Origin of the sequence: Pseudoalteromonas rubra (genome assembly GCF_000967655.1) — a bacterium.
Taxonomy (GTDB): Bacteria; Pseudomonadota; Gammaproteobacteria; order Enterobacterales; family Alteromonadaceae; genus Pseudoalteromonas; species Pseudoalteromonas rubra_A.
In genome coordinates this window covers 48,449-62,138 of sequence record NZ_JXYA01000038.1, presented here as the reverse complement: position 1 = coordinate 62,138, position 13,690 = coordinate 48,449, and the positions used below count along the sequence as shown (strand labels likewise).

Annotated in this window: 14 protein-coding genes; 5 read left to right on the top strand and 9 right to left on the bottom strand. The window is 49.5% G+C overall.

Translation table 11 applies throughout. From position 1 onward, the window contains the following. Positions 1-7 precede the first annotated feature (7 nt). The 3 genes from TW77_RS15805 (at position 8) to TW77_RS15795 (ending at position 2,432) form a co-directional block, all read left to right on the top strand. Positions 8-523: a sigma-70 family RNA polymerase sigma factor gene (locus tag TW77_RS15805; RefSeq protein WP_046005947.1), complete on the top strand. Its 516-nt coding sequence runs from the start codon at positions 8-10 to the stop codon at positions 521-523. Next, positions 523-1,254, top strand: coding sequence for a DUF3379 family protein (locus TW77_RS15800; RefSeq protein ID WP_046005946.1), 732 nt, complete (start codon positions 523-525; stop codon positions 1,252-1,254). The genes TW77_RS15805 and TW77_RS15800 overlap by 1 nt, the downstream gene beginning before the upstream one ends. Before the next feature lie 278 nt (positions 1,255-1,532). Further along, positions 1,533-2,432: a Tim44 domain-containing protein gene (locus TW77_RS15795; RefSeq protein ID WP_046005945.1), complete on the top strand. Its 900-nt coding sequence runs from the start codon at positions 1,533-1,535 to the stop codon at positions 2,430-2,432. 45 nt (positions 2,433-2,477) lie between these two features. Here TW77_RS15795 and TW77_RS15790 read toward each other — a convergent pair whose 3' ends face one another. After that, the gene (locus tag TW77_RS15790; RefSeq protein WP_046005944.1) at positions 2,478-4,004 is read right to left on the bottom strand and encodes a LytR/AlgR family response regulator transcription factor; all 1,527 of its coding nucleotides are present in this window, start codon (positions 4,002-4,004) and stop codon (positions 2,478-2,480) included. 147 nt (positions 4,005-4,151) lie between these two features. Between TW77_RS15790 and TW77_RS15785 the strand changes: the two genes are divergently transcribed. Then, complete coding sequence (locus TW77_RS15785; RefSeq protein ID WP_240479505.1) at positions 4,152-5,651, top strand: alpha/beta hydrolase; 1,500 nt, start codon at positions 4,152-4,154, stop codon at positions 5,649-5,651. Positions 5,652-5,835: 184 nt separating this feature from the next. Here the strand turns inward: TW77_RS15785 and TW77_RS24370 are convergent, their stop codons facing one another. Next, positions 5,836-7,026, bottom strand: coding sequence for a helix-turn-helix domain-containing protein (locus TW77_RS24370; protein ID WP_052713220.1), 1,191 nt, complete (start codon positions 7,024-7,026; stop codon positions 5,836-5,838). Positions 7,027-7,156: 130 nt separating this feature from the next. Between TW77_RS24370 and TW77_RS15775 the strand changes: the two genes are divergently transcribed. Continuing rightward, positions 7,157-7,861 (top strand): hypothetical protein, encoded by a 705-nt coding sequence (locus TW77_RS15775; protein ID WP_046005942.1) that lies wholly within the window; start codon positions 7,157-7,159, stop codon positions 7,859-7,861. Here TW77_RS15775 and TW77_RS15770 read toward each other — a convergent pair. The 7 genes from TW77_RS15770 to TW77_RS15740 all read right to left on the bottom strand — a co-directional run bounded on the left by TW77_RS15770 (position 7,846) and on the right by TW77_RS15740 (position 13,647). Next, positions 7,846-8,610, bottom strand: coding sequence for a substrate-binding periplasmic protein (locus TW77_RS15770; RefSeq protein WP_046005941.1), 765 nt, complete (start codon positions 8,608-8,610; stop codon positions 7,846-7,848). The genes TW77_RS15775 and TW77_RS15770 overlap by 16 nt on opposite strands. A 61-nt stretch (positions 8,611-8,671) precedes the next feature. Then, the gene (locus TW77_RS15765; RefSeq protein ID WP_046005940.1) at positions 8,672-9,682 is read right to left on the bottom strand and encodes a substrate-binding domain-containing protein; all 1,011 of its coding nucleotides are present in this window, start codon (positions 9,680-9,682) and stop codon (positions 8,672-8,674) included. Between the two features lie 166 nt (positions 9,683-9,848). Further along, positions 9,849-10,262: a hypothetical protein gene (locus TW77_RS15760; RefSeq protein ID WP_046005939.1), complete on the bottom strand. Its 414-nt coding sequence runs from the start codon at positions 10,260-10,262 to the stop codon at positions 9,849-9,851. Positions 10,263-10,348: 86 nt separating this feature from the next. After that, positions 10,349-10,558 (bottom strand): hypothetical protein, encoded by a 210-nt coding sequence (locus tag TW77_RS15755; protein WP_046005938.1) that lies wholly within the window; start codon positions 10,556-10,558, stop codon positions 10,349-10,351. A 23-nt stretch (positions 10,559-10,581) separates the two neighbouring features. Continuing rightward, positions 10,582-11,535, bottom strand: a complete 954-nt coding sequence (locus tag TW77_RS15750; RefSeq protein WP_046005937.1) for an ornithine cyclodeaminase family protein — start codon at positions 11,533-11,535, stop codon at positions 10,582-10,584. A gap of 10 nt (positions 11,536-11,545) precedes the next feature. Further along, entirely contained in the window at positions 11,546-12,622 is a 1,077-nt protein-coding gene (locus TW77_RS15745) for a M24 family metallopeptidase (RefSeq protein WP_046005936.1), read from the bottom strand. After that, positions 12,619-13,647, bottom strand: a complete 1,029-nt coding sequence (locus tag TW77_RS15740) for a proline racemase family protein (RefSeq protein WP_046005935.1) — start codon at positions 13,645-13,647, stop codon at positions 12,619-12,621. Before TW77_RS15740 ends, TW77_RS15745 begins: the two co-directional genes overlap by 4 nt. Between the last annotated feature and the right edge of the window lie 43 nt (positions 13,648-13,690).

Here is a 13,690-nt window from a genome sequence, read left to right as displayed (position 1 = left end):
TATTAGCATGACCACAAAACAAAAACGTTACGAAAGTCTGGTCCAGGTTTACAACAAGGAGCTTTATCGCTTTGCTTACTGGTTGTGCCAGGACCCGACCATTGCCGAAGATTTGGTTCAGGAAACCTTTTTACGCGCCTGGCGTTCTCTGGACGCCTTGCAGGATGACAGCGCAGCCAAATCCTGGTTATTAACCATATTGCGGCGTGAAAATGCGCGTCGTTTTGAGCGCAAACAATTTGATTATGCCGATGTTGAGCAAGACACCCTGGTTGATGCAACCAGTGCCTCACCCGACTCACAGACAGAGCAAATGATGATCCAAAGACAGATAAGCTTATTGTCAGAGGAATATCGGGAGCCGCTGTTGTTACAGGTGGTAATGGGCTGCTCCGGCGAAGAAATTGCACAGATCCTGGAACTCAACAAAAACACCGTGATGACCAGGCTCTACCGTGCCAGAAACCAATTGAAAGAGGCTTTAACACAAGTGACCGAAACAGCAAAAGGGGCATCAAACTGATGGATGAACTCGAATTTCGTCGCCGCTTGTTTGCCGACCCCAATGATAAGGACGTAATTGCACAGGCAGACACAGACTCGGCCAAACAACGTCTCGTCAAAGAGATGCAAGATTTTGATGCGACGCTACACAGCGCACTGGATATTTCCGTGCCTGATGATCTGGCGCAGAAGATCCTGGCAAAGCAGCAGGCTGATACCGATGCCTCAAGCAAACAAAGCGCTGAAGTGAAGCAACTGGCCTGGTATCGGCGTTTTAAGGCGCCGCTGGCCACCGCAGCCTCTGCGCTACTGGCGGTATCTTTGTACTTTGCCACGTCAGTGCATGCACCTTTGCAAGCTGGAGAGCACGCCTTACAGCATGTGTACTATGAGGCAGAGTCATTGGCCCTGACAGATGAAGTACAGCTTCAGGAGGTCAATGAGAAACTGGCCATGTTCGGTGGCAAGCTCGAAGCCATGCCCGGCAAGGTGACCTATGCCACATTCTGTAATTTCAAAGGGCAACGCAGTTTGCACCTGGTTTTTCAGTCGGATCATGGGCCGGTGACTGTTTTTATTGTGCCAACCGACAGTAATGACGCAGCAAGCACTCAGCAGCGCTTTGCCGATGAGCGCTTTAGCGGCAGCATTAAACCCGGTGAACGGGCAGATACCATTTTAGTAGCCAATCTGGATACTCCACTTGAACAATATCAGACCGCGGTAAACGACTCGCTGCGCTGGTTATAATCCATCACCTATATTCTGGCCTTAGCGCCCCCCACAGTTGGGCGCTGAGGTTTAGTTATCACGAGTAAATAGTTGATAGTAAAAATGCATTGATCAGGTATTTACGAATGATCAGCAAGAATATTTCGACGCTACACCAAAAGCAATAAAAAACCCTTTTAATACAGCAGCTTATTGTAATTCAGGTCATACTCCATATGGCTATGCTCTTGAAATTGCTTCGCTTCACCTCATTGATTCACTACAATGCATTCAGATCAAAAACCCAGAGGAACACCATGAAACAATTTGTTGTTTTAATGACACTAATTGCCGTTCTGGTATCTACCAGTTTCAGTGCAGAAGCACGCAAAAAATTCGGCAGTAAAAAAAGCGCGGGTAAAACCCACGCAACCAGTACCACAGCACAGAAAAAACAAGTCGACACCAAAACCCTGGCACCCAATACCGCCGCTAAGCCTAAATCAAACAAAAAAGGCATTATGGCAGGCGTGTTGGGCGGTCTATTGGCCGGTGGCCTTATCGCAGCCATGATGGGTGATGACTTTGAAGGCTTCCAGTTTATGGAAATGATCCTATTCGCGATCCTGGCATTTGTCTTATTTAAGGTCATCAAGTCCTTTATGACCAAGCGCCAGCAGCCGCATATGGCCGGTATGCCGCAGGGTGGCAACTTTGGCGGCGGTAACTTTGGCCAGAATAATGCGGGCCAGGGTCACAACCAACCAGCTCAGTTCCGTCAGCAGCCACAGTCAGCCCCGGTAAGCGGTGGATTTGGCCAGCAACAGGAACAGGTTCCTTTCAACCTGCCTGCAGACTTTGATGTGAATGGTTTCCTGCAAGGCGCACGCGATCACTACCATACCGTTCAGAATGCCTGGAACCAGAGCGACTTCGCCACCCTGGCAGAATACCTGAGCCCTGAACTGGTTGAAGAGTTTAAGCAAGACCGTGCACAGCAAGGTGACGTTGCAACAGAAGTCATGTTTGTTGATGCACAATTAGTACGTGCAGAAACCTCTCCAGTAGCCTGGGAAGTGAGCGTGATGTTCAAAGGTAAATACCGTGACCTTGGTGACAAGCAGGAAGAGCCAATCCATGAGATCTGGCACCTGGAAAGAAAAACACAGGGCGACGCGCCTTGGGTTATCGTCGGCGTAGAAGACTTAATCGACTAGTCCGGCAAGTGTGCTACCAGTGTGACACGCTGGTAGCACCCTTGCTCATTCAATTGACTCCCTCACCTGAGCAAGCAATCGCCGACTCACAGGCACCCGACTGCCGTCACTGAGATACAAGAACGCATACCCCGGCTGTGCTTTATCCTTGTTCAGAGCAATTCGTCTGACTCTGTCCAGATCGACAAGATAAGATCTGTGTACCTGCATAAATGTAGCGGGTAGTTTATCTGTCAGGCTTTTCATTGAGCCCGAATACAGTCGCTCAGCCCCACCTTCCAGATGCAGCTCAACATAATCGCCCGCTGCGCGACACCATAGCAGCTGCCCGATATCAACGCGTTCAGTCGCACTGCCAAAAGTGAGATTGAGATACTGCTGTGCGCTGGCTTTATCCAGTTGCGCAAGTTTCACCTGTAATTTAGCAATGGCCTGTTGGTCGGCAATGCTCTGGAGCTGAATTTCACTCAGATGGCGAATATGCAACCCTAATAAGATCCCAAGTAGCAAAGTGACCATGGCATAGAAGGTCAGGCTGTGAAATGATTGCAAACTCAGTAAAGCTGCCAGGACAAAAGCACAGAGTGTAGCGCCACATAACAGGGTTTTGCCTGTCCGCTGCTGATAATAGTACCAACAAGCAACGCACATCCCAATGAATGCAGGCATGGTTACCGCCAGCGTTGTTTTAAGGTCAAATCCAGGACTAATAAACACCAGCAGCAAAGTTAAACCTATACCCGGTACCAAAATAACCAGCTGGAGTTTGGTATGCATCTGACACAATCGCAACAAATAAACCAGTAACCCTGAACCAAAAGCCAGTGCACAAATTAAGATCAGCATGAGCCTCACGTCATGCAAAGGATACGGGTAGCTAAACCAGCCGCGTAACTGCTCGGCTGCCAGCTGAGCAGCAGCTATCCCAATTAACCAAAGTAATCCCGCGGGAATTTGAGCACGTAAGGGACTTAATCTCAGTATCAGTAAATAAAGCCCTCCAAGGAGCAATACACACAAAACACTCAGCTGAATATATGGCTCAATACCAAAGTACTCTGTGGTGTTCTGGTACCTGCCCAGTGCAGCCAAGTGTAAGGGAGAAGCTAAATGCAACATACTCTGATGAGAAGACAAATGCATGACCACCCAATTCTCGCCGGGCCTGACTAAATCTGGTGGTACATAAAACCGGGCGTCCATAAACCCGGCGAGCTCCTGTTCTGCATCGGATGCGGGCCGCCCATTAACCCCAAGCAGAGTGCCATTGAGATAAACCTCACTGGAGGCTTTCGCAAACAGGTAAAATGCAAGTGGTGCGGATTTTTGTTGCCTGTGCTCTGATAGATATAGCGGCGCCTTAAGCCAGATAGCTTGCCCTTGAGGGTCACTGCTAAAAAATGACTGCGTCTGGCAACCCGGTTCAGTAAAAGTAGGGACTGGCCCGCCACCCGGACACACACGCACCTGATGATAGTCTATATGTACCCAGTCTCGTGCAAATGAGCTAACAGACACCAATAAAAGTGCGCAGAGCGCTAAACGCAATAGCGGGTTATCACAGTAGTACATACTCTCTCCTACAGCGACCTTTGGTCCGCCGAATTCAACCGTTTATCGATATTATTATGAAAATCAATGCATTCGATAGAATATCACATGATAACTCGAATCGAACAAGGTTAACTGGGCGCATCATAACTAAACGAGAGCATCACGATGAAAGAGACCCGATACCCTGCGCTTGTAAACTATATGCCATCCCTAATACTGTTGCTTTGTTCAATTCTAGCCTTCAGCGCAATTGGGCAGAACCAACCCCAGCCTGGTTACGATAATGAAACGGCCATTACATTTAAGACCCAGGACGACCAACAAGTAGCCGCCTTTGCCGGATTTATCACGGTCCCGGAAAACCGGACTCAGGCAAACAGCCGCACTATTCGAGTCCACTATGTACGATTTCCTGCCACAACCGAGCGCCCTGGCAGCCCGATTATCTACTTAGCGGGTGGTCCGGGCGGCTCAGGTATTAAAACAGCCGAATATGCCAATTTTCGCTTTCCTCTTTTTATGGCTCTGCGCGAGTTTGGTGATGTGATTGCCCTGGATCAGCGCGGTACAGGCAAATCAGATGACCTGCCCGTCTGCCATTCTGATATTGACACTCGCACAAACAAGCCGCAAACCGATCTGCAGGTTTCGCGTCTGTATCAGCGCGCAGCTGTCCAGTGCGTCAAATTTTGGCATGCACAAAACATTGATATTAAGGGATATACAACAGAACAAAGTGCAGAAGATCTGGATGACCTAAGGCGCCACCTCAAAGCCAACAAGCTGACTCTCTGGGGGATCAGTTATGGCACTCATCTGGCACTGGCTGCAACCAAAGTGATGCCTGACAATCTGGACAGACTGGTTTTGGCAAGCGTGGAGGGATTGGAGCAGACCGTTAAGCTGCCAGCTCAGGCAAATGCCTACTTTGCTCGCATCCAGCAAGCCATTAACACTCAGCCCGAGGCAAAAGCGCACTACCCTGATATTATCGGGTTGATCCGGCGCGTACACAAACGCCTTGAAATATCGCCGATCACGATACAAATCTCTGATAAAGCAGGACAAAAAACCGATTTTCTTTTTCAGCGCTGGCACATGCAACGCCTGGCATCTGGTATGATTGCCGACCCGCATAGGGGCCTTAAACGCCTGTTGGCACTTTACCGGGCTTTGGATACGGGGATTATCGAGCCGCTTCAGCAAGTCGCAAACACGGGCTATTTCAGCGATAACCAAATTAGCTTCAGGCTTATGCCACTTGCCATGGACATCGCCTCCGGTATTTCACAGCAAAGGCTGGCACAAGTTAACCAGCAAAGCCGCACCGCCCTGCTCGGCAACTATTTGAACTTTCCGATGCCACACCTTCAGGGCGTGATTAGCGAACTCGATTTGGGTGATACATTTCGTCAAGCCCCGGTATCTAAAGTGCCAACTTTAGTGCTGTCAGGCTCACTGGACGGTCGCACTTACCCGCAAAGTCAGCGAGAAGCCGTCAAGAGTTTTAGTAATGTAACGCAGGTAATAGTTAAAAATGCTGGGCACAACTTGTTTATGCGCTCGCCAGAAGTCACGCAAGCCATTAAACAGTTCCTGGCTGGTGAACCTGTGGTTAAGCACGAGATCATAGTGCCATTACCTGATTTACTGCTGAAAAAGTAATGCGATCCTCCGTACCTGAAGAAGCGCTTGGAGCGGTGATCAAATACATATCTCTGAGACTTCAGTACCTCTGCGTCGAATTAAGGCGCCGAGGTCATCTGATATCGTCAGCTAGTCCCGCCACACATTGGCTATGCAGCCCCAGAGAGGTTAAAAAATTGACACATTTCATCCACAGACATACCTAGCGGGTAGCATGCTGCTTTTTCTTGTATTCCCCCGGTGTCATTCCTGTATGGGTTTTAAATGCCTTATAAAAGGAAGACCGTGCATTAAAACCCACTGCCATCGCGATATCCAAAACGGTTTTGTCACCTGCAACTAACAGCTCTGCAGCAGCATCAATCCGGGCTTTGTTTACATAATCAAAAAAAGACTGACCTAATGTCTGGTTCAGGGTTTGAGATACATAGTTTGCCGACACTTTCAGATAGTCCGCCAGCTTGTACAAGGTCAGGTCCGGCTCCAGATAAAGCTGCTCAGTTACCACAGCCGTATGAATTTTACTTGCGATCCGGCTTGCCTGCTCATCACTCAAGGCAGAATGGCGATACTTGGTCAGCGCGTTTTCTTCTTTCTCTGCACCAGTCACAATGTCTGTCACTGCTGGCAGCTCCGTGAGATGATAAATTTTATCAAATCCGGGTTTTTGTCTTAACGACCAGTAGAGTAGCAGCCAGACGGTCACAGCAGTCAAAATCGCAACGCCGCCTTCACGCAATAAGGTAGGGTGAGAGCTTAAGTCCTGAAGCAACGTGAGCGCCAGCCAGCCCCAGGTAAACAGCATTAGCAGCAATACAACCCCCAGCCAGCCCAGCTCTCGCTCTGTTGTGCTGGCAAACACAGCGTGCAGCTGACGTCGGTAGGACAGTAAGTTGCGCCAGGTTTTTATGACATAAAACAGGCTCTGCACCGGCCAGAACAGCATCACTGCGATGATCAGCCTGACAGTGAGACGTGCCTCAGTTGCCAGTGCAACGTCTCCCTCTGCGAAAAAAATATCCTGTAAATCCGATTCAGGCAGACTCAACAAGCTCACTGACAATACGCACGACATAATAGCTGGGACAATATGCCAAACACTCTTACGAGTAAATCGCCAGGGGCGCGCTGATGTTAAGCCTCGCGTATACAGATAAAAGCAGGGAAACAGCAACAGCCAGGCAGGCACAATCGCCGCGATATAGACATATCGGGCGGTTGGAAGTTGCGCAAAGATAAGCGGGCCGGCCAAAATCACAAACAGAGCAGTAAGAAACAATGCCAGAGCACGGTAACAGTGCCAGCGCCTCGCTCTGCCAATCAGAATAGTCAATGCCAGGCCCAGTGCACCGAGTAAAAAGGTATAGACAAACGTCCATTCAGCGTCAAACAAAACTTATCAACCTTATGATATTTATACTTATAATTATTTAAAGTGTCCTGACCTGTAGTATTGGACGACAGGCTTTGTGGGTCAGTATAAAGTGCAACACAACCACATCGCAATAAACAGGAAGAATAAGATGGAACAGATCACAATGACTATGCTAGCGCATATAATCACAGGCACCCTTGCCATCATTGCAGGCGTGATTGCCTTAACCGTTGCAAAAGGTAAATCTTTACATGCCTCGGCTGGCACCTGGTTTGTTTATACTATGCTTATCATGGCTATCAGCGGCACTTTGATCGCACTATTTCAGCCCATGATAATCACCGCCATCGCGGGTATCTTTACCACTTATCTGGTGCTTAGCGCGTGGCTGGCAGTAAAGGCTGCGCCTAACACCCGGGGAAAGTTTGATTACACATTACCCGTGTTTTCGCTGTTGATAATCCTTGCCTGCCTTTACTTCAGCGGCCAGGCCGGAACCAGCCAGGCTGAGATAAAACACGGCATAAGCGCTTATGATTACTACTTTTTTGTTTTACTCGCTGGCTTATCTTTTCTTGGCGACGTACGTCTGGTGTATGCGGGCAGGCTTAACCCAAAACCGCGACTGTTCCGCCATTTATGGAGAATGACTTTTGCTTTGTTTATATCGGTAGGCTCATTCTTGTCACAAGGTGCTGCAAAAGTATTACCACAATCTCTGATAGACTCGGGCTTGCTGGCACTACCTGAACTGTTTATCTTACTGGTTATCGTTTACTGGGGCTTTAAACTCAGCTTTGGCAATAAGATACGCCAGTGGCGCGCTAATCGCGCAGCTCAGTCTTCCTCCTGATTGAGGTGACGTCGGCATAGTTCGCTTGCCACCGTGCTCTGCCGACAGTGTTCTGAAATCACTTGGTTTTCTGCTTTTTTTATCAGCGCCGCCAGCTCGCCACTTTGCATCATGCGGCGCAACACCCCATCAACTTTATCAACCCAGTGTTGCTGATCTTTGTGGATATAGTGGTAAAGCGCCAGTACACGAAAGCTGCGCTGGTGAGGGACAACATTCTCGATTCCTGCCTGCGCTAGCATGACCAGACCGTCAATCCGATTAGTCAACGCAACGTCGGCCAGCCCCTTAGACACCAGATTTAACGCCTGTATGGTGGTATCCGTATCCTCCACCTCAGGCATGCCCTTAGTAATGTTATTGGTATGTTTTACGCCGCGTACTTTTGCAATTCTGTAATTGCTTAGATCTTGCTCGCTGTGAATATCCAGTTGCGCATCGCTGCGCACGAACGCCATGGTCTCCAGGGTGTAATAAGGTGTCGGAACACGAATGGTATGTGGATTTTCTTCACCATAGCTGAAGATCCGCATTATTTCGCCATGCCTTTTGCCGCTGCGCACCAGCTGCTGCGCCCGTTTTCCTGGGTAAGGCGTGATCACGATAGATACATTGAGTTTGCGGTATACCTGGGGCAAAACCAGACGACCGACTTCCTGTTCAATCAGATAGTTAATTGATACAAACTGCAGCGGCCCAGCGGACGCCTTGTTGCACAGCAAAAGCAACAATAACAGGTACTTCTTCATCGGCCAACCGAGCTTTTAAGGTGATGTTTATTCGATTATTTTAGTACTGATGGAGCAAATATCAATGATTGGTCGTGCAAGTTTCAACATTACCTTTATTACAATAATGGTAATCCAGATAATAATGAGACTGTGCCGGCTTGATATGTCGGGTGATAAATTGATGCAAGAGCTCCGTCCCCAGACGCCCCATTTCAAAGGGCTTTTGCCCGATATTCGTTACAGACAATCCCCTTTGTAGTGCCTTGAGCTGACTATTCTCGGTATCGGCTGAAATGATCACCCTTTGCTGCCTGGCTATCTGAGATTTAAACTGAGACATGCGATTAATATAGTCAGGATTAAACTGAGCAAACCCGGCAACAGCAACAAAGACGGGGGGATCGGGATACTTCATCATAGTAACAAGTTGATCCAATGCATCCGAGCGTCTGCCCAGTGTATAGAGCGGACAACGATAATGTTCAACCCAGCCATTTTCACCCGACAGCCTTTTTTCACTTTGCCCAGACAGTGCGTGGCGCACCCCTGCAATGCGTTGGTTCAGGTTTGGGGTTGTCTGATGCCCGGATTGCAGACAAATAAACTGCTTTTCGCCGGATTTAAAGCGTTTTGCTTCTTCGCCGAGCGCCATTCCAAAGTCAAAATTATTGGTGCCGACGTAAGTGAGTCGATAGGCCTTATGTTCCGGGAGCAGATCCGAGTCAAACGTGATAACCGGAATGGCTTTTTTAGCCGCCTGTTTTAGCGCGCCCTCAACCAGGAACTGAGAGTCAGTAGTGGAGATGAGTAAACCATCAATGCCCTTTCGCAGTAGCTCTTTGACGATCAAGACCTGAGTTCTGACATCCTGATAGTCATCGGCACCATCGTAAATACAGTTAACGTTGGGATAATCGCGAGCAAAGCGCAAGCACCCTTTGTACGATTGCTGATAAAAGCTGTCGTTTTTGGTCTTGCCGACAATGGCAATATTGATAGGGACCTGTGAACTGGTGGCACTATACACCGACCCTCGCCAGAGCATTAACGTGACAACAAAAAATGCAAACTGCGCGATCCAAAGCTTCATGCAAGTGTCTGGTCCGGTAACTGCCTACTTGTTAACAGTGTAACCAAACCACATTAAAAAACAATCGCCTTAGTGCTCTTGGAATATTAGAAAAGGCAGGTGCAAAGGGTGCGTATATCACAGGCAAATGCCTGTTTATCGCAGCACCACTTTGAACCTGGGGGGATTATTTACAACTGAACGCCAACGTAATTTGATAGGGTTCGCCCATTGAGTCTTCAGCGATACCGCCGCCAATGCTCATGGCTGCCCCCACATCATCAACGGCATTTTCACCAAAGATCCACATCGCGGTCCCTGCGGCTTCCACTGCCGTTGCGATATTACGTTTTTGCAGATAGTCCTGCTCAGGCATTGAGCCCAAATAGGTAATGGTTTCATTTTGAATATAGGCATGACCAAGATTTTGTTTGTCGCAATAATGGTTGGCCTGCTCCAGTGCTTCCTTACCTGCTGCCTCTCTGGTTTCTGCGGTTAAGTTCACATAGTGCTTGCCATCGGCAGAAGGACGAACGTTATTGTGATGTGCGCAGCCACTTGCAAAAATGGCGACCAAAGAGAATGCAATCCAGTTTTTCATACGATTTACCCTGACAGTATTTGTTTTATTCGGGTTAAGTGTATAAAGTCTCCCCGTGCCTTTCAGTGAGAGAGTGTTTGAAAATGTTAAGTGCGCACTATGCCATGGTCATCGGCTAATACCTGACACACCTTTCCCGAATGAAATCGCTCAAACAAAGCCGGGTCGTAAAGCAGAGTATCACTGGCAAGCACGCCTGTATATCGATACGTCACCAGCATATGTGCCTGATGACACACCAGCGGGTTAAGCAAGCGTCGATCCCTGACTAACACCAGATCAATGACTGGGCACATGCGGCAGCGCTGTTTGTTTTTCCTTACAAATTTCCACACTCGACCTGCTCCAGCACCAGTTTGGCCGCCAGTAGATCGCTCAATGCTGTGCCAACGGATTTAAACAGTGTGATGTCGCTGCAATGCGTGCGCAATGAGTGGTTTTTTCTGGCCATATCAGCCAATTCAGCTTCCACTTGATCTGCACTGAACACCCCTTCAGAGATGGGAATGAGTAACTCTCCCGCTTCATTAAGTACATTGGTCTTGCTATCAACGAAGACCCGACTGGCAAGTATTGTTGCTGTATCGAGCTCCCGGGCCATTTTATGGTGATTGCCAATTGCGTCGATGTGTGTGCCCTCGCTCAACCAGCGCCCATCAAACAGGGGGCTGTGGCTGCCCGTCGCTGTGCAGATAACATCCGCAGAGGCGATTAATGCGGCCTGACTTTGACCTAATTCGAACCTCACCTTTGGATATTCCTGAACCAGCAGCGCCCTAAGCGTAGCCACTTTGTCCGGGTTTCTGGCAACCAGTGTCACCTTGTCGTAATTTCTTACCGCAAGATGCGCGCGCACCATATAAGGTGCCAGATTGCCCGACCCGAACATGACTAAGTGGCTGGCATCTTCCCTAGCCAAATAAGACGCCGCGAGTGCCGAAACCGCGGCCGTACGCCATAATGTCACCTGTGTGCCATCCACCAGCGCCAGAGGCTCACCATGTTCGCGGCCAAACAACATGATTTTTGAATATAAACTGGCTTTACCCTGTGCTTCATTGTCAGGAAAATAAGTAAAGGCTTTGACCCCAATCACAGAGTCATTCCAGGCGGGCAGCACGGCAAAAGCGTCGTGATTCGTAGCCTGTGTATCCAGCTCGAACACGCTGCGCCTGGGCATTGCGTGTTCGCTTGCAAATCCGCGCTGTAGCGCCGCAATCAAAGCAGGAAAAGTCAGTGCCTGGCGCACCTGCTCTCGGTCTATTACTTTCATCTTGTTTCCCTCACAGCTCAAAATCTTGTGGTGCATGCGTCAACAACTCATAGCCTGATGCCGTAATGACGATGTCCTCTTCTAGTCTCACACCACCAAATTGTGGAATATAAATACCCGGCTCGATGGTGATCACATTGCCCGCTTCAAGGCGATAGTCGACGCCTGGTTTGATAAAAGGCTGTTCATGCAGAAACAAGCCTAAACCATGTCCCAGCCCCTCTCCTGCATACCTGGCAAATTCACTGTTTTGAAGTACCGCGTGCGCCGCCGTATTGAGTACCTGGCAATCAACTCCTGAAGACGCATGTGCCAGCGCTGCCTGCTGGGCGGTTTGTACGGTATCAAACATGGCGCGCTGCCTGTTACAAGGCGTGCCGTAAACGTAAGTGCGCGTCATATCCGAGCGATAACCATCAACAACGGCGCCAAAATCAATCAGGATCAGGTCGCCGTGCTTGAGCTTTTGTGTTGACGGGCTGCCATGCGGTAAGGCACTGCGTGCACCAAACAGGAGGATAGTGTCAAACGACACGCCTTCAGAGCCCAGCTTTTGCATGCGATAATCCAGCTCCAGCGCCAGGTCGCGCTCACTGACTCCTGCTTTCACAAGGGGCAAAGTATCCGCCAGTGCCTTGTCAGCGATTTGCGCCGCCTGGCGAATGCAGTCGATTTCCTCTGCGGTTTTGACTTGTCTTAATTGTTCTACCAGTCCCCGAGTAGGCGTTACAGTGCGCCCTGACAATTCGCCGCTGATCTCTTGCCACTGGCCCACATCAATATGGGCAGCATCGAACGCGAGCGCCTTTAGTTCACCAGACAAACGGCTCAGGCATTGCCCCAGACTTTCGTGGTCTCGCTGTCTGAGTATCACTTCAGCGTGTTCGGCCTCTGCCTGCGCACGCTCAACATAACGATAGTCGGTGATCAACAGACACTGCTCAGCACTGATGAGCAAAGTGGCTGCGTGGCCGCTGAACCCGCATAAATAACGAATATTTTCATAGCCAAACACCACCATAGCATCATAACCTGATGCGCTAAGCTGGCTGCGTAAGATCGTTTGTCGTTGCAAATATTGATTCATCGTAAAATAAAGCCTTGTTGGAGTGGATCCTCAGGATCCAGACAAAATGTATGTTCGCCGACGACATACGCCTCGCCGGACACTTTTGGTCGAACTGCCTGCCGGGCACCATACTGACACAGAGCATCAATACTGACATCAAAACCACAGCCCAGGATCCCCTCGATATGAATGACCTCATTCACCGCCAGCGTCCCCCGGGCAGCCAGCAAAGCCACTCTGCCACTGACACCTGTGCCGGTTGGACTGCGATCGAGCGACCCGTCGGCAAAAATACAGACATGGCGGCTGTGGCAATGTGCTCCGCTCACCTGAGAATTGGAGTAGAACACAACGCCATATAAAAAACTCAGCGAGGCATCTTCAGGGTGCGCAAGTTCAATCTTGCCCGTTAATGCCCGTTTTATTTTTCTGCCCAGGCAAATAATCTCTTCGCTATTTTGCAGATCCAGCACCAGGTCGAGTTGGTCGGCATCGACATACGCATAATAGGCACCACCAAACGCAATATCGCAGAGCACCGTGCACACTCCCGCGAGCACCGCCGCCACGTTGAATTGGCAAACGAAAGAGGGGACGTTATAAAATCCCACCTGCTTTTTATTCGGTGAATAAAACGCACAGATCTGTCCTGCGGGCGTATCCATGTTGAGTCGCTGCTCCCCATCCAAGCCAGCTCCTTGTGCTCTGGCCAGCTCAGCCAGCGCTATCACCGCATGGCCACACATAGTGGAGTAGCCTTCATTGTGCATAAACAGCACGCCAAAGGCGCTATCAGCTCGCTGAGGTTCTGTGAGTAATGCGCCATACATGTCGGCATGGCCGCGCGGCTCAAACATCAGCGCTTTGCGTATCTTTTCGTAGTGCGCCATGCAATATAAGCGCTTTTCAACCATACTGGTGCCTTGTGGCTCTGGCAGGCCGGCGGTGATAATGCGCAGCGGCTCACCCGCGGTGTGCATATCTAGTGCCTGGATCTGAGTCCAGTGCGAGGGAATGCGCCAGGAAGTTAAGTTATGTGTCATCAATCCTCCATAAAGAAAAGCCGGGCTTTAAGCCCGACTGACC